General features: G+C 68.5%; 21 protein-coding genes. 8 read left to right on the forward strand and 13 right to left on the reverse strand.

What is annotated here, in order from left to right; translation table 11 throughout:
- Positions 1-44: 44 nt before the first annotated feature.
- On the forward strand, positions 45-1,025 hold the full coding sequence (locus AC1DK4_RS19055) for a tripartite tricarboxylate transporter substrate binding protein (protein WP_477131704.1): 981 nt from the start codon (positions 45-47) through the stop codon (positions 1,023-1,025).
- Between the two features lie 2 nt (positions 1,026-1,027).
- The gene (locus tag AC1DK4_RS19060; RefSeq protein ID WP_441620558.1) at positions 1,028-2,473 is read left to right on the forward strand and encodes a M81 family metallopeptidase; all 1,446 of its coding nucleotides are present in this window, start codon (positions 1,028-1,030) and stop codon (positions 2,471-2,473) included.
- A 74-nt stretch (positions 2,474-2,547) separates the two neighbouring features.
- Here AC1DK4_RS19060 and AC1DK4_RS19065 read toward each other — a convergent pair whose 3' ends face one another.
- The 3 genes from AC1DK4_RS19065 to AC1DK4_RS19075 form a co-directional block, all read right to left on the reverse strand.
- Positions 2,548-2,868 carry a high-potential iron-sulfur protein gene (locus tag AC1DK4_RS19065; protein ID WP_441620560.1) on the reverse strand — a complete coding sequence of 107 codons (321 nt, stop codon included), beginning with the start codon at positions 2,866-2,868 and terminating at the stop codon, positions 2,548-2,550.
- Positions 2,869-3,346: 478 nt separating this feature from the next.
- On the reverse strand, positions 3,347-3,712 hold the full coding sequence (locus AC1DK4_RS19070; protein WP_441620562.1) for an RcnB family protein: 366 nt from the start codon (positions 3,710-3,712) through the stop codon (positions 3,347-3,349).
- Positions 3,713-4,076: 364 nt separating this feature from the next.
- On the reverse strand, positions 4,077-5,207 hold the full coding sequence (locus tag AC1DK4_RS19075; RefSeq protein WP_441620563.1) for a methyl-accepting chemotaxis protein: 1,131 nt from the start codon (positions 5,205-5,207) through the stop codon (positions 4,077-4,079).
- A 203-nt stretch (positions 5,208-5,410) separates the two neighbouring features.
- Here AC1DK4_RS19075 and ku point away from each other — a divergent pair, with 203 nt between their 5' ends.
- The 3 genes from ku (at position 5,411) to AC1DK4_RS19090 (ending at position 7,720) form a co-directional block, all read left to right on the forward strand.
- Positions 5,411-6,301, forward strand: a complete 891-nt coding sequence (ku, locus tag AC1DK4_RS19080) for a non-homologous end joining protein Ku (RefSeq protein ID WP_441620565.1) — start codon at positions 5,411-5,413, stop codon at positions 6,299-6,301.
- 30 nt (positions 6,302-6,331) lie between these two features.
- Positions 6,332-7,150 (forward strand): tetratricopeptide repeat protein, encoded by an 819-nt coding sequence (locus AC1DK4_RS19085; RefSeq protein WP_441620567.1) that lies wholly within the window; start codon positions 6,332-6,334, stop codon positions 7,148-7,150.
- Positions 7,151-7,321: 171 nt separating this feature from the next.
- Positions 7,322-7,720, forward strand: coding sequence for a hypothetical protein (locus tag AC1DK4_RS19090; RefSeq protein WP_441620569.1), 399 nt, complete (start codon positions 7,322-7,324; stop codon positions 7,718-7,720).
- A gap of 11 nt (positions 7,721-7,731) precedes the next feature.
- On the opposite strand, the gene AC1DK4_RS19095 is transcribed toward AC1DK4_RS19090, so the two are convergent.
- From AC1DK4_RS19095 to AC1DK4_RS19120, 6 genes are all read right to left on the reverse strand, one after another.
- A complete protein-coding gene (locus tag AC1DK4_RS19095; RefSeq protein WP_441620571.1) occupies positions 7,732-7,860 on the reverse strand; it encodes a hypothetical protein in 129 nt (42 codons plus the stop codon).
- A gap of 256 nt (positions 7,861-8,116) precedes the next feature.
- Positions 8,117-8,947 carry an MlaA family lipoprotein gene (locus AC1DK4_RS19100; protein WP_441620573.1) on the reverse strand — a complete coding sequence of 277 codons (831 nt, stop codon included), beginning with the start codon at positions 8,945-8,947 and terminating at the stop codon, positions 8,117-8,119.
- Positions 8,948-9,487: 540 nt separating this feature from the next.
- On the reverse strand, positions 9,488-9,688 hold the full coding sequence (locus tag AC1DK4_RS19105; RefSeq protein ID WP_441620575.1) for a hypothetical protein: 201 nt from the start codon (positions 9,686-9,688) through the stop codon (positions 9,488-9,490).
- Between the two features lie 39 nt (positions 9,689-9,727).
- Positions 9,728-10,288 carry a carboxymuconolactone decarboxylase family protein gene (locus AC1DK4_RS19110; RefSeq protein ID WP_441620577.1) on the reverse strand — a complete coding sequence of 187 codons (561 nt, stop codon included), beginning with the start codon at positions 10,286-10,288 and terminating at the stop codon, positions 9,728-9,730.
- A 195-nt stretch (positions 10,289-10,483) separates the two neighbouring features.
- Positions 10,484-11,407 (reverse strand): isocitrate lyase/PEP mutase family protein, encoded by a 924-nt coding sequence (locus AC1DK4_RS19115; RefSeq protein ID WP_441620579.1) that lies wholly within the window; start codon positions 11,405-11,407, stop codon positions 10,484-10,486.
- Between the two features lie 5 nt (positions 11,408-11,412).
- Positions 11,413-12,375, reverse strand: a complete 963-nt coding sequence (locus AC1DK4_RS19120) for a tripartite tricarboxylate transporter substrate binding protein (protein WP_441620581.1) — start codon at positions 12,373-12,375, stop codon at positions 11,413-11,415.
- A 146-nt stretch (positions 12,376-12,521) separates the two neighbouring features.
- Between AC1DK4_RS19120 and AC1DK4_RS19125 the strand changes: the two genes are divergently transcribed.
- On the forward strand, positions 12,522-13,433 hold the full coding sequence (locus AC1DK4_RS19125) for a LysR family transcriptional regulator (RefSeq protein WP_441620583.1): 912 nt from the start codon (positions 12,522-12,524) through the stop codon (positions 13,431-13,433).
- A gap of 109 nt (positions 13,434-13,542) precedes the next feature.
- Here the strand turns inward: AC1DK4_RS19125 and AC1DK4_RS19130 are convergent, their stop codons facing one another.
- Together AC1DK4_RS19130 and AC1DK4_RS19135 are read right to left on the reverse strand one after the other, a co-directional pair.
- Positions 13,543-15,477 carry an FTR1 family iron permease gene (locus AC1DK4_RS19130; RefSeq protein WP_441620586.1) on the reverse strand — a complete coding sequence of 645 codons (1,935 nt, stop codon included), beginning with the start codon at positions 15,475-15,477 and terminating at the stop codon, positions 13,543-13,545.
- Between the two features lie 214 nt (positions 15,478-15,691).
- Positions 15,692-16,786 carry an NADH:flavin oxidoreductase gene (locus AC1DK4_RS19135; protein WP_441620588.1) on the reverse strand — a complete coding sequence of 365 codons (1,095 nt, stop codon included), beginning with the start codon at positions 16,784-16,786 and terminating at the stop codon, positions 15,692-15,694.
- Between the two features lie 283 nt (positions 16,787-17,069).
- On the opposite strand from AC1DK4_RS19135, the gene AC1DK4_RS19140 reads away from it, so the two are divergent.
- Positions 17,070-17,852, forward strand: a complete 783-nt coding sequence (locus tag AC1DK4_RS19140; protein WP_441620590.1) for an IclR family transcriptional regulator — start codon at positions 17,070-17,072, stop codon at positions 17,850-17,852.
- Between the two features lie 21 nt (positions 17,853-17,873).
- Here the strand turns inward: AC1DK4_RS19140 and AC1DK4_RS19145 are convergent, their stop codons facing one another.
- Positions 17,874-18,848, reverse strand: coding sequence for a homocysteine S-methyltransferase family protein (locus AC1DK4_RS19145; RefSeq protein WP_441620592.1), 975 nt, complete (start codon positions 18,846-18,848; stop codon positions 17,874-17,876).
- 376 nt (positions 18,849-19,224) lie between these two features.
- The gene (locus AC1DK4_RS19150; protein ID WP_441620594.1) at positions 19,225-20,100 is read right to left on the reverse strand and encodes a LysR family transcriptional regulator; all 876 of its coding nucleotides are present in this window, start codon (positions 20,098-20,100) and stop codon (positions 19,225-19,227) included.
- A gap of 96 nt (positions 20,101-20,196) precedes the next feature.
- Here AC1DK4_RS19150 and AC1DK4_RS19155 point away from each other — a divergent pair, with 96 nt between their 5' ends.
- The gene (locus AC1DK4_RS19155; RefSeq protein ID WP_441620651.1) at positions 20,197-21,075 is read left to right on the forward strand and encodes an HpcH/HpaI aldolase/citrate lyase family protein; all 879 of its coding nucleotides are present in this window, start codon (positions 20,197-20,199) and stop codon (positions 21,073-21,075) included.
- Positions 21,076-21,078 lie beyond the last annotated feature (3 nt).

A 21,078-nucleotide genomic window follows, 5' to 3' on the forward strand; every position in this document is an offset into this window, starting at 1 on the left:
AATTGCGAATAATCAGTGGCCACGAACTCCTCGCACCCACACTCATGAAACCCTTTGCTTCCCTCCTGGCCGCCACGGCCCTCGGCATGTTCTGCGCGCAACCGGCAAGCGCGGCCCCGCCGGACGGCGCGTACCCGAACAARCCGGTCAAGATCGTGGTGGGCTATGCGCCGGGCGGCTCCTCCGATGCCGTGGCCAGGCTGGTCGCCAACCGGCTGTCCGAGCGGCTCGGGCAGAGTTTCGTGGTCGAGAACCGGCCCGGCGCCGCCAGCAATATCGCCGCCGCCGGCGTGGCGCGCGCGCCCGCCGATGGCTACACCATCCTGCTGGGCTCCAACGCCAGCACCATCAATGTCTCGCTGTACAAGAAACTGCCGTTCGATTTCCAGAAGGACTTCGCGCCGGTGGCGCTGCTCACGCGCTTTCCCAACATCATGGCGGTGAACCCTTCGGTACCGGCGACCACGGTGGCGGAATTCATCAGCTATGCCAGGGCGCATCCGAAGGGGATCTTCTTCGCCTCCTCGGGCGCGGGCTCGTCCACGCGCTTGTCCGCGGAACTGTTCAAGATGATGGCGGGCATCCAGATGGAGCACGTACAGTACAAGGGCAGCGCGCCGGCGCTTACCGACCTGATGGCCGRCCAGGTGCAGGTGATGTTCGACACCGCGCCGTCGGTCATCCCGCTGATCAAGAGCGGCAAGCTGCGCGCGCTCGGGGTGACCAGCGCCACCAGGGACCCGTCCGCGCCGGAGATCCCCACCGTGGATGCCAGCGGCCTGAAGGGGTATGAAGTCACCTCGTGGTACGCGCTGTTCGTGCCCGCCGGCACGCCGGCCGGCGTCGTCGACACGCTCAACAAGGAGGTCAACGCGATCATGGCCGAGAAGGACACGCGCGAGAAGCTCGCCGCGATGGTCGCCACGCCTGGCGGCGGTAGCCCCGATGCGCTGCGCCAGCACGTGGCCGCCGAAATCACCAAGTGGGGCGCGGTGGTGCGCAACTCGGGCGCGACCCCGGAGTGACCATGCGCGTATTCACCGGCTCGCTCGCCACCGAGACCAACACCTTCGCCCCGCTGCCCACCTCGCTGGAAGCCTTCGTCGACCGCGGCTACTATCCCGCCGGCACGCACCCGCCCGAGATGGCCGTGTTCAGCGGCCCGCTGTGGGCCGCGCGCCAGCGCGCGCGCGAGCATGGCTGGGAAGTGATCGAGGGCATGGCCGCCGGCGCGCAGCCGGGCGGCGTGACCACGCGCCATGCCTACGAGACCCTGCGCGACGAACTGCTGGCGGACCTGCGCCGCGCGCTGCCGGTGGACATGGTATTGCTGGGCCTGCACGGCGCCATGGTGGCCGATGGCTATGAAGACTGCGAGGGCGACCTGCTGGCGCGCGTGCGCGCGCTGGCCGGCCCCGGCGTGGTGATCGGCGCGGAGATCGACCCACACAGCCACCTCACCGAGGCCATGGTGGCGCAGGCGGACATCCTGGTGGCCTACAAGGAATATCCGCACACCGATATCCGCGAGCGCGCGCTGGAACTGGTGGACCTGTGCGCGGCGCAGGTGGCCGGGCGCATCGCGCCGGTGGCGGCGGTGGCCGACTGCGGCATGATCGTCACCATCCGCACCAACCAGGAACCGGCGCGCAGCTATGTCGACCGCCTGATGGCGCTCGAAGGCCGTGACGGCATCCTCTCGATCTCCGTCGCGCACGGATTCCCCTGGGGCGACGTGCCCGACATGGGCACCAGGCTGCTGGTCTACGCGGACGGCGACGGCGCCGCCGCGCAGCGGCTCGCGCAGCGCCTGGCCGCCGAGCTGGCCGGCCTGCGTGAACTGCTCATGCCGGCCTGTCCCGGCCCGGACGAAGCCATCGACGAGGCGCTGGCCGCCGACGCCACGCCGGTGGTGATTGCCGATGCCGGCGACAACCCCGGCGGCGGCGGCGCTGGCGATGCCACCTTCCTGCTGCGCCGGCTGCATGCGCGCGGCGTGCGCAACGTGGCGCTGGGCCCGCTGTGGGATCCGGTGGCGGTGCGCATCGCGTTCAGCGCCGGCACGGGCGCGCGGCTGCCGCTGCGCATCGGCGGCAAGGTCAGCCCGATGTCGGGCGACCCGATCGATCTCGATTGCACGGTGAAGGCACTGGTGCCGGACATGGTCATGACCGGCCTGTCGGGAGCGCCGGCGCCGGTGGGCAACGCGGCGCTGGTGGAGGCCGACGGCATCGAGATCGTGCTGATCACGCTGCGCGCGCAGGCCCTGCACACCGATGTGTTCACGCAGCTGGGCTGCCGGCTCGAGGACAAGACGCTGATCGTGGTCAAGTCGGCGCAGCATTTCAACGCCGCGTTCGCGGGCGTGGCGCGCAAGGTCATCTACGCGGACGCGCCGGGCTCGGTGGCGCTGGACCTGCGCACGCTGCCCTATCGCCGCATACGCCGGCCCCTCTGGCCGGTCGACCGCTGAAAGGCAAAACAGGCGGGCGCGCCTGGATGCGCGCCCGCCTGCCTGACTTCACCGGGCCCTGCCCAGGCACCCGGTCAGGCCTTCTTCGCCCACGCGCTGCACCAGCCCTTGCCGGCGACCTGCTTGCCGGCGAACAGCGGACAGCCGCCGCTGGCATCGGTCGCCTTGCCCTGGAACAGCTGGCAGTTGCCGCAATGCTGGCTGGCCTCGTGCTTCGGGTACTTGGCCTTGTCCACCTTGGTGGTATCGGCCTTGTAGCCGAGTCCGACAGCCTGCGGGTCTTTTTCATCCACCATGGGCCCGCTGCCCTGCGCGCGCGCCGATACGGAAAAACCCAACGCGCCCGCGGCGGCGACGATTGGGATGCCTTTCAGGAAATGACGGCGAGTTGACATCTTTATTCCTTTTTTCTGTGGGGGAACAACCCGGGCGGGAACACGCGCGCAAGCGCGCGGCGCGGCCGGCCCGTCGGCTTGCGGCGCGCCATGCGGCGCACCGCTGCACCAGCCGGAGCACGGCGCGCGCTGCTGCGGGTATCCAGGCGCCAGACACACCTGGAAACGCAGCGGGGGGCGCCGTGCCGCCGGCCGGTGCTGGATTGATTCTAGGCCACGGCAATAACGCGGCGCCCAGGGCCTGGCGCGCGCGTCGCACCGGCTTTGACGCAGGCCAATGGAAAGCGGAAAAAAGCGCGGAAAAGGCGTGGAAAGACGGAAAAACACGGAAAAAAGCGGGGGACAAGGCAAGCCGAACGGAAAGCCGGCGTGCGAGAAAAGGTGCGCGCCGGCCTGCTTGCCCGGCTACACGTTCATCGTGCGCGGGGCAAGCGTGGTGGCATGGGCCGCCGGACCGCCGGCGAGAGGAATCGACCGCCTAGCGGCCGCCCGGTCCCATGTCCATGATCGCGCCGTTGGGCGCCACCAGATAGAAGTCCGCGCCGACGCCCACCCAGTGGCGTCCCTTCGGCGGCGCGGGGAGGTTGTACTGGCGCCAGTCCTCGACCATGTACTGGCGGTCGCGGTACTCCGTCGGGAGCCGGTCGCCCTTGTGCCAGCGCTGCGGGGTCATGCGGTTGTTGTTGCGGTCATCACCGGGCCCCGGGCCACCGGGGCGGCGCTGGTCCTCACCGGACTTGTCCTGGTACTGATAGCCGCGCTCGGGGCCGGGCTGCGCGCTGACCTGCGCGCAGACCACCAGCCCGGAGGCTAGCAGGAGACCCGCCAGCAATCTGCTTTTCACGGTTTTTGTCATAGAGCACTCCTTTGGTCGGCCACGATAGCCGCGGTGGCCGCGCGGTGGCGGCGCGTCGACACGTCCGTCCGGGCACGCGCCATGTCACGAGCTAGCCACGCGCGGTGACTCGTCGCACCAGGATGGCTCGCAACATCGATGCCCGGTTCAAGGATAGTGGCTGGAGAGTGACCGTGGCGCGCAATACCGGCGCCATGCGCCGCTTCAGGCGCGCGAGATCCGGCTGGCGGGCGGGCACGGCGGCCCGGGAGTGCGGCGGGCACGAACGGCCCGCGCGGCAGGTAAAAATTTCAATCCACGTGCAAAGCTGCGCGAACGGGCCCGCATCGCGCGGGCCCGTCCCGGTACGGCCTCAGTCGAGCTTGAACTCGCCTACCGCAGCCTGCAGTTGTTGTGCCTGCTCTGCCAGCGCCGACGACGCGGCCGCGGCTTGCTCGACCAGCGCCGCGTTCTGCTGCGTGACCGAATCCATCTGCATCACGGCCTGGTTGACCTGGTCGATGCCGCTGCTCTGCTGCGCCGAAGCCACCGAGATCTCCTTGAGGATGGTGGTCACCTGGCGCGACGCTGCCACGATCTCGCGCATGGTCTCGCCGGCCTGCTCCACCCGCACGGAACCGTTGCGCACCTGGTCGGCGGAGTCGCCGATCAGCGCGCGGATTTCCTTGGCGGCGGAAGAGCTGCGTTGCGCCAGCGTGCGCACCTCGCCCGCCACCACGGCAAAGCCGCGCCCCTGTTCGCCGGCACGTGCGGCTTCCACGGCCGCGTTGAGCGCGAGGATATTGGTCTGGAACGCAATGCCCTCGATCACGTCGATGATGTCCACCACTTTCTTCGAGCTGGCGCTGATCGCCTGCATGGTCTGCACCACCTCGCCCACCGCCGCGCCGCCGCGCTGCGCGATCTCGGAGGCATTGGCGGCAAGGTCGTTGGCCGCATGCGCGCGCTCGGTGTTCTGGCGGACCATGGCGGTCAGCTCGCCCATGCTCGAGGCGGTTTCCTGCAGCGCGGCGGCCTGTTCTTCCGTGCGCTGGGACAGATCGGTGTTGCCCACCGCGATCTGCCTGGATGCATCCGTGATGGAATCGGTGGAACCCTTGATGCGGCTGACCAGGTCGGTCAGCATGTCCTCCATCTCGCCCATGCCCCGCAGCAGGCGGCCGAACTCGCCACCGCGCTCGGTCTCGAACTCCTGGCTCAGGTCGCCGGAGGCCACCGTCTCGGCAATGAAGACCGCCTCGCCCAGCGGCTGCTCCACCCCGCGCGCGATGCCGAAGGTGAAGACGGCGGCGGCCAGCAGCGCCACCACCCATAGCCCGTACATCCAGGTCCGCGCGGATGCGACCGCCTGCGCCAGGTCACCGCCCGACGCATCCGGCAGGCTGCCCAGCCCCGCCGCGATCCCCGCCGCCATCAGCACCAGCACCACCGCGAAGCCGGCGCCCAGTCGCGCGCGGATGCTCAGGTTGCCAAAAGACATCATTGCTCTATCTCCCCGTTGTCATGGACTTCGCCCGTTTCGTCCGACTGGATAACGACGCGGGACGGCAGAACTTTAGGGATTTTTCGCCACAATGTGCAGTGCGCGCTCCAGCCCCGGTGCCCGCGCGGCGCGGGCACGGTATAAGCTGGACGATATCGTTCCGGTACGGCGCACGTACCGGCTCCCGACCCAAGGGGACTGCCATGGCCGCGCGCTCCATCGCCTCTCTCTCGCTGAGTTTCGGGCTCGTCTCGATCCCGGTCAAGGTGTACTCCGCCACGGAAAGCAAGGCCGGCGTGAGTTTCAACCTGCTGCACAAGGGCTGCGGCTCGCGGCTCAAGCAGCAATATGTCTGCCTGCGCGAGGACGTCGTGGTGGACCGTGCCGACATGGTCAAGGGCTACGAGTTCGAGAAGGACCACTACGTGGTGTTCGAGCCGGAAGAGCTCGAAGTGCTGGACGCAACGGCCCAGCACACCATCGACATCGTCTCGTTCATGCCGTCCGGCGCCATCGACCCGATCTATTTCGAGAAGGCCTACTACCTCGGCCCGGACCGGCGCGGCGCCAAGCCGTACAACCTGCTGGCCGAAGCGATGCGGCAGACCGGCACCTGCGCGCTGGCGCGCTGGGTCTGGAAAGGCAAGCAGGCCATGGTGCAGGTGCGCGTGGGCGCAGACGGGCTGATCCTGCAGCAGTTGCTGTACGCCGATGAAGTCCGCTCCATGACCGACCTGCATGTGGAGAAGGCGGACGTGCAGCCGGCCGAGCTCGCGCTGGCCCAGCAACTGATCGAGCAGAACTCGGTGGACGGCTACGACTCGTCGGCCTATGTCGACGAGGAGAAGGAGCGCATCCTGGCCGCCATCGACAAGAAGATTGCCGGCAAGAAGATCACGGTGGCCGAGGAACGCACGGCCGAAGGCGGCGGCGCCGAAGTGATCGACCTGATGGCAGCGCTGCGCGCCAGCGTCGGCCAGCGCAAGCGCGCCGCGGCCACCGCAGCCACCGCCGAGCCGAAGGAGCGCAAGAGCGCAAAGCGCGCCACCCCCGCGGCGCCCGCCCCGGCCCGCCGCACCGCGGCCAAGAAATAGCGCGGAAGGTAGCGCGAACAGGTAGCGCGGATGCCCACCTATACCCTGCGGGAAGTGCAGGCCATGCTCGGCATTTCCCGGGCCGTCGCGTCCCGGCTGATCGCCGCGGGCATCGTCACGCCTTCGCGCGGCGCGCGACGCGAATTCCGCTTCACCTTCCGCGACGTGGTCATGCTGCGCACCGCGCGTTCGCTGCGCGCGGCCAAGATCCCGAGCCGGCGCATCCTGCGCTCGCTGGCACACCTGAAAGCGTCGCGCGGCGACGGGCAGCCGCTGTCCGGCGTGCGCGTGATCGCGGTGGGCAACCAGGTGGCCGCACGCGAGGGCCGGCTGCAATGGCATGTGGATTCGGGCCAGCTGCTGATGGATTTCGAGCCCGAGGCGGATGCCGGCGTGGCGCCGCTGCAGCGGCCCGCCTCGCCCGAGGCCAGTCCCAGGGCGGCCGTGGACCACTTCGAGGCTGCCTGCGAACTGGAGGCCGGCGCGCCCGCCGAAGCCGAGGCGGCATACCGCCAGGCGCTCGCGGCCTTTCCCGGCTACCTGGACGCTTACTTGAACCTCGGCTGCATGCTCTGCGACGCGGGCCGCTACGCCGACGCCATCACGCTGTACCGCGAAGCGCTGGCGCACCTGCCTGGAGAGCCGCTGCTCCACTTCAACCTGGCCGTGGCGCTGGAGGACGACGGCCACCCGCGCCAAGCGCTGGCCAGCTACGAGCGCTGCATCGCCCAGCTGCCGGACTTCGCCGACGCGCACTTCAACGCGGCCCGCCTGCACCAGGAACTGGGCAATGCACGCGGCGCGATCCGGCATTTCAACCACTACCGCAAGCTGCAGCCGCGCTCTTGAGCGCGCTGCGAGCCGGCCTGCTGGCTGGTCCGGCGGGCGATTCAAGCGTTTCCGGTCCCCATGTGAAAAGTTTCGCGAGGCAGCCACGGTGGCGGCACGCCGGCTTATCCTTGCCCATGCAACCGCGGCGTCGCCACCCCTTCACGCATGGCAGACAATCCTGCTACCGCCATGTCCGCACCTTGCCTCCCTGCTTTCGCCAGGCTCGCCGCCGCCTGTGCAGCCTTGCTGAGCGCCGCCTGCGCGCCGGACGCCATCGACAACATCCAGGCGCGCGGTTTCGACGCCTACCTGGACGGCCTGCGGCGCGAATGCCCGAACATGATGATCGGCGACAACAATGTCAGCGAATGGCTGCGCACCAACGGCGCACAGGGCGGCAGCGACTACGTCTACTGGCTGGACCAGACCTCGCGGCTCTACTACCAGCGCATCACGCCGGCCCAGTACCGCGACTCCGTGACCGGCGGGCTCGGGCAGGGCAAGTCCGACACGCGGGCGGTGGACTGCATCGTCCGCAACCTGCCCGCGCGGCGCCCCACCACCCCGGCCGCAGACAAGGCGCGCTGAGCGCACCGCCGTCATTCCGCCTGCACCTGCTGCCTGCGCGCGAGTTGAATGCCGGGCAGCAGCATCGCCGCGATGACCTCGGGCGGTTGATACGAGGTGATTGCAGCATGGGCGTGGGGAAAAGCGAATGCCGGCACCATGCGCCTGGATGCGGCCGCGGGAAAGCCTCCGGCCGGGGATACTCGTCTGTGCCGTGACAATAGCCAGTCGTCAGGCCTGCCCTTACGACATCGAGAACCACTGCGCGAATGCGCCGGTCAGCCAGCCACAACCCACGCATACCACCAGCCATCCGCACACAATGGCTGCACAACTCTTCAGGTCCATCTTCGTCACTCCGGTAAGGCGGCCGCCGTGCGGCGGCCCGCTGGTTCATGTCCGGCCGGCGCGCACCGGTCAGTCGCCGCCCTGCGCCGGTGCCGGCGCCGGCGCCGCGGCCGTTCCCGGCTCCGGCACCGGCTCGGAAGTGGAGGCGGCAAGCGCCGAACCGGCGTCGGGATCGTCATAGACCGGCAGCTCGGTCTTGCCGTCGCTCAGCAGATAGTTGCGGCGCTGCAGATACGCATCGCGCACGAAGGTGTACTTGTCGAGCGCAGCCAGCGAGAGCAGGTCGGTAGCGCCCAGCACGTTGGTGCGCCCGTTGACGATGGCCGTATCCGTCGCGCTATTGCGCCAGGCGGGATCCAGGTAGCTGACGGGCGCCAGCCAATGGTCCGCGAGCAGGCCGACGCCGTCGCGCCCCGTGCTCGGCCCGAACAGCGGCAGGACAACGTACGGCCCGGCCGGCACGCCCCACGCGCCGAGCGTCAGGCCGAAGTCCTGCGAGTGCTTTTGCAGCCCCGCCGGCGTCGCGATATCGATCAGGCCGCCGATGCCGAATACGGAGTTGATCGCCACGCGCATCAGGCTTTCCGAAGCCGCCACGCCCTTGCCCTGCAGCAGGTTGTTGGCGAAGTTGCCGACGTCCGAGAGATTGGAGTAGACATTGCTCACCGCGGTGCGCACGGGGCTGGGCGTCACGGCCTTGTAGCCCTTGGCGATCGGCGCGGCCACATATTGGTCGAGATGGTCGTTGAAGGCGAAGACCGCGCGGTTCACCGGTTCCAATGGGTCGGACGGCGTGGCCGGCGTGTTGGCGTAGGCCGCGGACATGGTGGCAGCGGCGATCAGGAGCAAGGCGGCCCCGTTGCGCAACAGCGGGCGGGTTGAGGAAGAGCTGGGATACATGGCGATCTCGTGACGGGGGTTGGAACGCCCGGTCCCGGGATCGGTGATGTGCGTTCGGTGTCTTTCCATCCCGGCCGGACAATCGTCCTGCCGGGAACCGGCACCTGAAGGTATCCGGTGCAGGGATTATGGTTGCCGGATGCCCGCGGATAAATGGTCGGAAATGGGATTCTTTATCTCGATTCCAACGACAAAACGAAAGTGACCCCGCAGTCAGGCACAAGAGGCCGGCAGATGCGCGAGGGCGCGCAGCGTCCGCCAAGTCAGCCAGGCGCCCCGTTGTTGGCAATCGCAGAACAGTGTGTTCCCGTCCGGCGGCTTTTTCCGCGCGGCCCCGCTTGATATCGTGCTGCACAAGGCCCGGCATCCTCCTCCCCGGGTCCCGACGTGGAACGCAAGCGTCCTTTTCTGTCCTTACTGGAAGCAGCAAGCTTGTTGTGCTCCTCTCCGTGACAACAGTCTGGTTCTGCTTCAAGCGCAGCTTTCGCTGCGCTTTTTTTTGCCCCGGCGAGATCCTCCGGCGGTGGCACCGGGCAAGGACTACCTGGCCGGAGCCGCCGGCGCCGACGACGCGTGCGCGACGTGCAGCGGCCGCGCATGGCTGTGGTGCTTGTCCACCGGCGGCTTGCCGCCGGCCATCCTGCCCAGCGCCACGTAGAACACCGGCGTGAGCTTCAGCGCAACGTGTCCGGGACCGGACCGGGCGCCTCCCCCACCCCCGGACTGCATGCCGCTACGCATTGCGCAGGGGCCGCGACGCGCGGCCCGTGGCGCCTGGCGTCACGCGGCGGCGCGCGTCCAGCGGTAGGCTTCCAGCTCGGGATTGAGCGGCGTTTGCGCCAGGTTGTTGCCGAAGTTGCACAGTGTGGCGAGGCTGACACCGAGCACCACCTCGAGCGCCTGGCCGGCGCCGAAGCCGGCCGCCACGAAGGCATCGAAATCGGCTTGCGGTACCGCGCCCCGGTCGCGGATCACCGCGCGGGTGAATTCGGCGAGTGCCTCGAGGCGGGCGTCCGGCAAGGCGGCCTGGGCACGCAATGCGCCGACCGTGTCGGCATCGAATTTCACCTTCTTGATGGCAATCGCCGTATGGCCGGCCACGCAGAAGCTGCAACCATGCGTGGTGGCGGCGGTGATCTGCACCACCTCGCGCTCGGCCAGCGTCAGCGAGCCGCGGCTGTTGATCTCCGATAGTGTCAGGTAGGCTTCCACCGCGGCGGGCGCATTGGAAAGGACAGCGATCAGGTTCGGCAGGAAGCCGTTGCTCGCGATGGCGCGGTCGACAAAGGGACGGCTGGCTTCGGGTGCAGTTTCTGCGGTCTGGATCGGCAGGCGGGTCATGGCGTATGGGAGATGGCGTTGGACACGAGCCGAGTGTGCGGTGCGCCGGTGCGCGCGGCCATGCGCCAACGTCGCGATTTCTTGCTGTTGCGTCTTTGCTTCGTACATGTGGCCGTGCCGCCCCCCTCCGGCGGCAACCGGCGGCAACCAGTGGCAGCTACCGGCCGCCACTGAAAGTCCGGGCGGCCAAGGCGGCTAAGGCACCTGGAGCAGCCCGTCAAGCAACGATGCCTCGAACGCTGCCTGCGAAGGCGCATCGAACAGCGCATCGAAGCTGCGCACGCCCCGCACCGCCGGCGCATCCCCGGGCCCCGGGATCTCGCCTTGCAGTGCGCGGCGCAGGGCGTCGAGGCCGTCGGCCATGCCCTGGGTCGCGGCACCGGGCAGCAGCGTCGTCAGGCTCACCCTGCGCACGCCCAGGCTGCGGATCCGCTGCAGCGACAGGCTGGCCGACGCGGGACTCGGCGCCAGGCCTGTCCCGATGCTGAGCGTGACCGGAATCTCCAGTGCCTTGACCAGCCTTTCCACGTTTTCCCCGGAGCGCGGCGCGATCGGCAGCAACAGGTCCGCACCCGCCTGCTCATACGCCCTGGCGCGCGCGATCACCTGTTCCGCCGGCTCGCAGGCGAAAGCATCGGTCCTGGCAATGATGAGGAAGTCCGGGTCGCGGCGGGCTGCGCATGCCGCCCGGATCTTCGACACCATCTCGGGCACGCAGACGACTTCCTTCGGCGCCGTGGCGCCCCAACGCTTCGGCACCACCTGGTCTTCGAGGTTGAGCCCGGCCGCGCCGGCTTCCTCGAACAGCGCCACGGCGTGGTGCACCCCTCTTGCGTTGCCGAAGCCGGCGTCGCCATCCGCGGTGATCGGGATCGAGGACGCGCGCGCGAGGCGACGGCAATGCTCGACCGTTTCCGTAAGGCTCAGCAGCCCGATATCCGGCACGCCCAGCATGGCGTACGAGAGCATCGCGCCGCTGATGCATGCGCTCGCATAGCCGGCCTGCTCGACCAGCCGCAGGCTGAAGACGTCATGCACCGCGGGCGCGACGACAAAGGACTCCTCCCGGAGCAGCTTGCGCAAGGACGCCTTCGTCGAAGCCGGTGTTGCTGCACGCATCGCCATCACTCCTTCGGCATGCTGTCGGCCAGCTTGCGCATGACCGCCCGGCGGCCCGCGATCTCCCTGGCCCACTCGTCGCCGTTCAGATAGGCGAGCACGGGCGCGTCGTTGCCCGCCTTCCTCAGGTATTCGGGGTCCTTGAGCGTCGCCTGGATCGCCAGCCTCAGCTTCGCCACCAGTTGCGGCGGAACGCCCGCCGGCAAGGCGATACCGCGCTCCGCCGGCATCACGTCGTCGATGCCCTGTTCCCTCGCGGTGGCAACGTTCGGCATCGAGGCGGCACGCCGGTCGCTCATCTGCGCGAGGATCTTCAGTGGTACCGCCTCCTTGCCCGCGTCCTGCATCTCGCCCGTGGTGACGGCGGCAAAATCGATATGGCCGCCGAACAGCGCGGTCTTCGACTGCGAGGTGCCGTTGAAGGAAATGTCGTTCAGCTTCACGCCGCCGGCATTCTGCAATTGCAACAGCGCAAGGTGGCCGTTGGTACCCACGCCGTTATGGCCGAACGACAGCGAGCCGGGGCGCTTCTTCAGCGCTGCCACCACATCGCCCAGGGAGTTGTAGGGAATGTCCTTCCTGGCGACGAGAATGGTGGGATCGCTCAGCACGCGGGCGACGAGCTGGAGCGCATTGGGGTCGAACTGCGTCTTGCGGTACAGGGGCCCGAATGCCATGGCGGGCAGGTTCACCACGCCGACGGTGTAGCCGTCCGCCGCCGCATGCATCAGGCCGATGTTGGAGATCTCTCCCGCGGCGCCCGGCTTGTTCTGCACGACCAGCGTGGCATGGCCGCCCAGGTGCTTCTGGATGAAGGGCGCCATGGTGCGCGCCATGGTGTCGGTGCCGCCGCCGGCCGCAAAGCCGACAAACACCTGGATCGGCCGGTCGTTGGGCCACTCCGCGAACGCCCCGGCGCAGCCGCACGCCAGCAGACCACAAAGCAATATGCGCAGACCACGTTTCATGTCATTCCTCACCAGGCATCGTCGAACAATGCGCCAACGATACGCAGCACCGGATGATGAAGAAAGCGACAATTATTCAATATGGCATATGAACAAAAGGAATATGATGCGTTCCGCTCCGTTCCTGTCGACAAGCGAGGATGCCGATGACACTCAAACAGCTGGAAGCGTTCTTCTGGGCCGCCAGGCTCAGCAGCTTTTCCGTGGCGGCCAAGCGCCTGCACGTCACGCAATCGACGCTGTCCAAGCGGATCGCGGAGCTGGAAAGCGACCTCGGCAAGGCTTTGTTCGACCGCACCGGGCAACGCGCCGTGCTGACGGATGCCGGCGCGCAACTGGTGGAGCACGCCATGCGCATGCTGGACATCGAGAGCCGGATCCGGGCCGACCTCGACGTGGCGGCTTCGCTACGCGGCAGCACCCGGTTCGGCATCAGCGAACTGGTCGCCTCGACCTGGTTTCCGCGCTTCGTGGCGCGCGTGCGCGACCTGCATCCGAACCTTGTGCTCGAACCACAGGTCGACCTCACGCGAAACCTGGAAAAGCGGCTCGAGCGGGGCGAACTGGACTTTGCGATCGTGCCCGGCCCGATTGCCTCGATGGCGCTCTCCTTCGACGTCCTGGGCGAGCTCGAATACCGCTGGATGGCCGCGCCACAGCGGCTTGCGCCGGGGACCGTCCTGACACCGGCGCACTTCGAAGACAATCCGGTGATCATGCTCAGCGCCGAGGCCGGCCTGTCACGCGCGCTGGAAAACTGGGCCGACAGCCAGCAGATCGTCATTTCGCGGGCCGTCGTGTGCAACAGCCTGGCGGCGCTGATCGCGCTGGTGATCGCCGGCGTGGGCATCAGCCTGTTTCCGCGCGCCTACGTCGCGCCGCTCGTCCGCGCCGGCAAGCTGGCTGAACTCGCCAGCACCCCGGCCCCGCAGAACCTCAAGTATTGCTTTCACTGGCGCGGCGGCGATGCCCGGTCGCTGGTATCGAACCTGAGGGCAATTGCCGGCGAAGAGGCGGATTTCTCGGCAACGTCCGCCTTGTGGCCCGGCACGCACTGACGAGGCACCCGCCGGGCAAGGCGACGCCGGCCACCCTCTGCCGGCGCGTCGTGCCGGACCAGCGCCGCCTCAGCAGCCGGACGGTCCGGCGCCTCGCGTCGGTGCATGCTCATTTCGCCCCGGACTTGCGCGCCGTCATCACATTGAAGCCAAACCCGAGCAGCACGATCGCCAGCACGGCAAGCTGCGCGCCGAGGGTCTGCACCGTGGGAAACAAGCCGAGGATATCGAGCCGCGGTCCGTCGATCGGCGTGGCGCCGATCCAGCCGGCTTCCTGCAGCGCCACCGCGCCTTTGCCGATCAGTACCACGGACAGCACGCCGACGAGTATCGACGTCACGGAGAAGAACTTGCCGATCGGGATGCGGGCGCTGGTGCGAAGCAGGATCCAGCCCACCACGACCAGGACCAGGGCGGCGGCGAGAAAGCCTGCCAGCAAGGCCGCATGGCTGCCGTTCGCCGCCAGGGCGGAATAGAACAGGACGGTTTCGAACACTTCCCGGTAGACCGCGACGAACGACAGCATGAACAGCGCCCACGCGGAGCGCCGGTCCATCGCCGACGAGAGCTTCTCCTTTAGGTAAGCCTGCCAGCGGCCGGCGCTGCTCTTCTGGTGCATCCACAGGCCGACGCTCAGGAGCACGAGCGCGGCGAAGACCGATCCGACCCCCTCGGTCAGTTCCCGGCTGGCGCCGCTGATGGTGACCAGGTAGGTTGCCGCCGCCCAGGTCAGCGCGCCCGCCACCAGCGCCGCCATCCATCCGCCGTGCACGTAGCGCAGTGCGTCGCGGCGATCGGCCCGCTTGAGCACCGCAACCATGCCGACCACGATCAGCAGCGCCTCCAGGCCTTCGCGCAGCAGGATCGTCAGCGCACCCAGGAAGGTCGCCGTCGGGCTGGCGGGCGTATCCTCCAGCTCGCGCTCGACCCGGCCGAACAATTGTTCCAGCCGCTGTGCGCCCTGCTCTGCCTCCTGCTGCGTCCCCTTCGAGATGGCGGAGCGGTAGCTAAGCATGGCCTCCTCGACCTCGGCGAGCAGCGCCTTGTTCCGCGCGCCCACGGTCGGCTCGATCGGCTCGAAGCCATCCAGGTAGGCCGACAACGCAAAGCGCGACGCATTGTCGCGTTCGCCCGCGCGCAGCGCGGCAACGCTTTCCTGCAGGCGCTGGCGGGACAGGGCAAGACCGGACGGCTTGCCCGCATTGATGACTTCCGGGTGCGCGCGCAGATAGGCCATCACGTCACGCGCGCTGCCCTCGGGCAGCTTGCGCGCCGCCTCGGCCTCGGTCGCGCCTGTCATGGCGCCGAGATCGGGAAAGACCTCCCGGGCCGCGGCATCGGATTTCCACAGCGCCTTGCCGCGTTCGCGCATGGCGTCGCTGTGCGACAAGCCGCCGGCGAAGAAGGCGAGCGCCCAGCGGTCTTCGTCCGGCAAGGTCGCAAAGGCCGGCATCGCCGTGCCTTTCACACCCTGGGTGATGGCCTGGTACAGCGCCATGAGGCTGCGCGAGCGCGCGCGCCCCGCATCCGTGAAGGCAATCGGTGGCGGCTCCAGCCTGGCGCCCAACGGACCGTCGCCGGCACCGGCCGCGCCGTGGCAGGCCGCGCACTGCGCGGCGAAGAGCGCCGCTCCCCGGGCCAGTTCCGGCGGCTTCGCCGGCGAGACCGGTATCGCATACGCACCGACCAGCAATGCGTTGGCCTGGTGCGCAAGGCCCGCCACCTCGGCGGCATCGGCCTTGCGCACGATGGCGGCGCGCAACTGTTCGATGATCCCCGCGATCTTGGCCTTGGCCGCGCCATCGGGCAGCGCCCTGGCCTGCCGGGCCGCGTCCTCGGCAAAATCCAGCATCTCGCGGTACTCGCTGTCACTGACCACCGCGCCATTGGCGACCGCGCCGTGGTAGTCGACCGCGACATAGTCGAGCAATTGCCAGAGCTGCTTCGCGTCGGCGACGGGTGCCACGGGCTGGGCCGTGGCGGCTCCGGCCAGCAACGCCCAGCACAGCGCGCCGATCCAGCAGAATTTCACGGTCGTCCGCATACGATGCTTTTCAAATGGAAATGATAAGCATTGTACTTAGACCGGCCGCGCCGGCACCGACAGGAACCCGCAATCGTTTGCCCCATCGTCTCAATGTGACGCGGGGCAGTGCCGTATCGCCAGGTCAGTGCCTGCCATTGCACTCGCGGCGCGCAACTGCCCGATGCGTCCCGGCCGGCCCTCCCCCGATTCCCCCAGAAAGGGCCGGCCCTGCTCAGTACAGCGTTGCCATGCTGGCGCGCTCGAAATCACCGAGCTCCGCGGTCCGGTTCTCCTTGATCTTGACCACCCATTCCGGGTCCGCCAGCAGCGCGCGTCCGACCGCCACCAGATCGAACTCGCCGCGGTCGAGGCGTTCGAGCAGCGCCTCGATCGAGGCCGGGCGGGAACTCTCCCCGCCGAATGCGCCGATGAAATCGCCGCTCAGGCCAACGGAGCCAACCGTGATGACGGCCTTGCCGGTCAGCTTCTTCGCCCAGCCGGCGAAGTTCAGGTCCGAGCCGTCGAATTCCGCGTCCCAGAAGCGCCGCTGCGAGCAGTGGAAGATGTCCACGCCGGCGTCCGCCAGCGGCTCGAGCCATTGCCGCATCTCTTCCGGCGTCGCGGCCAGCCGCACGGTGTAGTCCTGCTGCTTCCACTGGCTGAGGCGAATGATCAGGGGTACGTCGGGGCCGATGGCCCTGCGCGTCTCGCGCACGATCGCCGCCGCGAAGCGCGCCCGCTCGGCCAGGCTCTGGCCGCCCCATTGGTCTGCTCGCGTGTTGGTGCCCGCCCAGAGGAACTGGTCGATCAGATAGCCATGCGCGCCGTGCAGTTCGATGGCATCGAAACCCAGTGCCACCGCATCCCTGGCCGCGCGCCCGAATGCCGCTACCGTATCCGCAATGGCCTCCTCGGTCATGGGCGCACCGAAGACCTTGCCGGGCCTCGACATGCCGGACGGCGAATCTACCGGCTGCGGCTTGTAGTGTTCATGGCGGCCCCTCACGGCGCCGACATGCCACAACTGGGGCGCGATCACGCCGCCCTGCCCGTGCACCGCCTGCACCACGCTGCGCCAGGCCGGCAGTGCCTCGCCATGGAAATCCGGCACGTCCGGGTCGTTCTTCGCCGCCTGGCGTTCCACCGCGGTGCCCTCGGTCACGATCAGGCCCACCTCCGCCGCCGCCCTGCGCGCGTAGTAGGCGGCAACGTCCGCGGTAGGCACACCGCGCGGCGAGAAGGAGCGGGTCATGGGGGCCATGACGATCCGGTTCTTCAAGCGAAGGGATTTGCACTGGAACGGTTCAAACAACGGGCTGGCCGACATCTGGGCTCCTTGCTGGTCAGGTCAGGAGCGCAAGATTAAGCCGGCTTTTCTCCAAGCGCCATGCTTATGCGGCCGGTGCATTCACCGTGTGCACCGGCTCGATAGTGCCGGGCGCAACCGGACAAATATGCCAGATGCCGCGCCAGCGCCGGTCCGCACCGGATGGTGGCCCGGCCGGGCTGCCATCATTGGCGGTGGCGCCGGCCATGCAGGTCTGCCTGTCGATGTATCGAACACAGGCACACTTTCTCAAAAGCGGTACGAGTGTTCTATATTCGGGAACATGAACAACACCCTGCTCAAGGGGCTGGCCGTGCTGGAATTGCTCTCGCGCGCCGACCGCCCCCTCAACCTGACCCAGATCGCCACCGAACTCGGCATGGTGAAAAGCAATGTGCACCGGCTCATGCAAGGGCTGACCGGGCTGCGCTATGTGATTCGCGACGAGGACAGCGGCACATACTCGGCGTCCATCAAGCTATGGGAGCTGGGCTCGGCGGTGCTGGCGCGGCTGGACCTGCGCCGCCACGCCGAGCGCCAGATGGAGGCGCTGCTGAATCGGACCGGCGAGAGCGTGCACCTGTCCGTGCTGGACCGCGGCGAGGTCGTGTACGTGCACAAGGTGGAAAGCCTGGCGCCCGTGCGCGCGTACACGCAGATCGGCGGCCGTGCACCGGCGTACTGCGTGGCGACGGGCAAGGCACAGCTGGCGTTTGCCGGGGAATCGGTGCTCGCGGAGATGGCGCGCCACCTGCAGCCGCAAACGCCGCATACCATCGCGCGGCCGGCGGCCTTCATGAAGGAAATGCGCACGGTGCGCGAGCAGGGCTACGCCGTCAATCGCGGCGAATGGCGCGAGACCGTATGGGGTGTGGCGGCGCCGATCCTGGACTCGCGCGGCACCGTGATCGCCGCGGTGGGCATTTCAGGGCCGGCCGAGCGCGTGCGCCAGGCGGACCTGGGCGCGTGCGCCGCGCTGGTGATTGCGGCGGCGGCGGACATCTCCGAGGCGCTTGGCGGCCAGCCCGGCCTCGGCGTGCTCGGGCGGCTCGGGGCGCGGCTGTAGCCCGGCCCGACGGACGCGCTATCAGGCGCCGGCGCCGCCCTGGCGCGCGCGGGGATTCTGCGCAAAGGCGTCACAGATCGCGACGATATGCCGGTGATCGGTGCCGCAACAGCCGCCAACCACCGCGAGTTGCTTCAGGTGCCGGCACAGCCCCAGGTAGCGCCCGGCAAGGTCGGCGGGATCGCCCGGGTCAAGCGTGTCGGACTCGTCGAGTTCCGCGTGGCTCTTGGTGGATGCGTTTGCCCGCACGCCGCCGATGCGCCCGGCCCACCCGGTCCCGCCCGACACCACGCCATCGAAGTGGCTCGGGTGCGCGCAGTTGATCATGTAGTAGAGCGGCCCGTCGGCGGTGTCCCGGTCGACGCGCCCGATCGCCTCGCCCAGCGCGTCGCCCGACGGCAGCCTGCCGTCCGTCTCCACGGTGAAGGACACCACCACCGGCGCATTGACTGCCCTGGCGGCACGCACGATGCCGATCGCCTCTTCCGGATACGTCATGGTGACGGCGGTGATCATGTCCACCCCCGCGTCGCAGAGCGCCTCGATCTGCAAGGCATGATATTGCTGCGCTTCAGCATCGCTCATGCGGGCGCTGACCTCGTAGCCGTCCCCGCGCGGGCCCACCACGCCGTTGATGACGATATGCGTCGTTGCCGTGGCATGGGCTTGTCCGAGCCCGGCGGCCCACGCCGCCGAGCGGCGGTTGGCGTCGGCAATGGCCTGAGGCGAGAAGCCGAGCCTTTTGCCCCAGTCGGGGTTCGCCCGCCAGGTCGGGGTATCGAGGATAAAGCCCAGGCCGCGCTCGGCGGCCGTGCGAAGGTATGGCGCGAAGTAATGCCCGAGCCGCTGGCGCCCCTCATCGGTCAGTACCAGCGGAAACGCCGCAAAGCATGGCAGCTCGATCCCCTCCAGGAACACCAGGGTGGTTTCGAGCCCGCCATCCGTCAGATAAAGGGGACCGCCCAGCCTGGGAAGGGAATGTGAAGCGCGTGGCATGGCGGCACCTCCAGAACTGAATGCCATGACTCGAATGCGAGCGGCAGCCGCGTCCGCGTGGCGTGGACCGTGCGCCGCGGCCAAGCCGCTATTGCGCCACAGGTGGCGCGCCTGCCGGCGGCGCCGCCGCGAAGGGCCCGGAAGACGCGGCCATCCGCTTGCGCGCCGGGCATCCTCCTCGTCTGTCCATAGCATAGTAGTAGCGCGGCGCAGATGCGCACCGGTCGCGCACCGGTCGCGCGGCAGGCGCCGTGGCCGGATGCCGGAAACGACACGGCCGCAGCCTTGAGGCGCACCTCGTGCCGGCCGACCGCGTGGCGACACGATGGTGCACATCCGGCGGCGTTCGCGGATGTGCCACAGGCCTGTGCCCGCTTCAGGTCCGCGCCGCGAGGCGGGCCTGCTCGAGGAACGATCTGATCAGGGCGGCGCGCGGCGACGTCCTTCGCCAGAGCACGCCGAACCGGCGCGGCTCCGGCTCCGACGGCAACGCAAGCTTCACGATACGCAGCGCCGAGGTGAGCGGCGACGCGATATCCGGAACCAGCGAGACACCCAGGCCGCGATCCACCATCATCGCGATCGCGAGCAGGGAGCTGAGTTCGAAGCGCTCTTGCGATGGCACGATGCCAGCCTTGCGCAGGTACTCGTCGGCCTGCCTCCCTCCGCCGAGGTTCCGGTCATAGCGGATAAGCGGCCTGGTCCGCAGCAGCTCATGCGCCGCGACGCGCCGGTCGCGCTCCGCGGCCAGCACCACCAGCGGCTCCTGGCGCAACAGTTGCCAGGCGATGGCTTTCGGGATCGGGAAAGGCGGATGCAGGCAGACGGCGGCATCGAGCTCCGACTGCTTGATCGCGTCGTAAAGCTCGCCCGACATCGCCGACTGTATGTAGACCGACACGCCGGGATGTTCTGCCGTGAAGCGCGCGAGCGCATCCGGCAGAAGGCTGTGGAGCGCGGTGTTGATGGTTCCGATGCGAAGCTCGCGCACCTCGTCGGCCTGGTTCACCCATCCGCGCAGGCCATCGACCTCCCTGAGCAGCGATACGCAGCGCTCGGCAAGACGGCGCCCCGACTCCGTGGGCGCCACGGTCCTGCCGGCCCGCCCGAGCAGCTTGGTCCCGAGTTCTCGCTCGAGCACCTGGATCTGCTGGGAAATCGCCGCCGGCGTGACGCCAAGCCGTCGTGCGGCTTCGGCCAGCGACCCTGTCCCGGCGACCAGCGAAAACGCCCTGAGATATGCGGTTTCCATAGATTCTCTATTGTACGAATATAGAAAAGCATAGTTTATCTTCGTTATCGCATGTCCCACACTGCACTGCATTCCCACAGAACAACGGTGTTGGCCATGAGAAGCAAGCTATTCGTCCCCGGGTCGCGCCCCGAGTTCTTCCCGAAGGCGCTGGCAGGCGACGCGGATGCCCTGTCCTTCGACCTGGAAGACGCGGTCGCCGAGGAGAGGAAGGCCGATGCCAGATCCCTCCTGTCACGGCTCCTGCGGTCCAGCGAGGCACGGGCGGCCGGCAAGGTGCTGATCGTTCGCGTCAACGGCATCGCCACGGCGCACTTCGAGGCGGACCTTGCTGCTGTCGTGGTGCCCGGACTGCATCTGGTGAACGTGCCGAAGCCGGAATCCGCCGATGACGTCCGCCGCGCGGCGCTGGCAGTCGAGCAGGCGGAGCGGGCCAACGGCTTCACCGAGGCCGACGCCAAGGTCCGGTTGCTGCTCAACATCGAGTCGCCGGCGGCGCTGCGTCGCGCCGCCGAGCTGGCTTGCGCGCATCCGCGTGTCGCGGGGCTCCAGCTCGGGCTCGGGGATCTCTTCGAGCCTGCGGGCATCCATCGACGCAACCCGGCAGCCATCGCGGCGGCCATGTTCGCCGTGCGGATGGCCGCCGCCGAAGCCAATGTCTTTGCCTGCGATACCGTGTTCGCCGACATCCGGGACGCCGCGGGCTTCCGGGCCGAGGCGGAAATGTCCAGGCAGATGGGCTTTGTCGGCAAGAGCTGCATCCACCCGAGCCAGATCGCACTCGCGAACGAGGTCTATCGCCCGTCCGACGAGGAGATCGCGCATTCGCTGCGGGTTGTGCAGGCCGCCGCCCAGGCGCAGGAAAAGGGGATCGGCGCCTATGTCGTCGACGGGAAGATGATCGACGCGCCCTTCGTGCGGCGGGCGCAGGCCATCGTCGATATCGGCAGGCGACTGGGACTGGTCGCGGCCTGAAGC

This window comes from Cupriavidus sp. 05N38, from assembly GCF_056397345.1.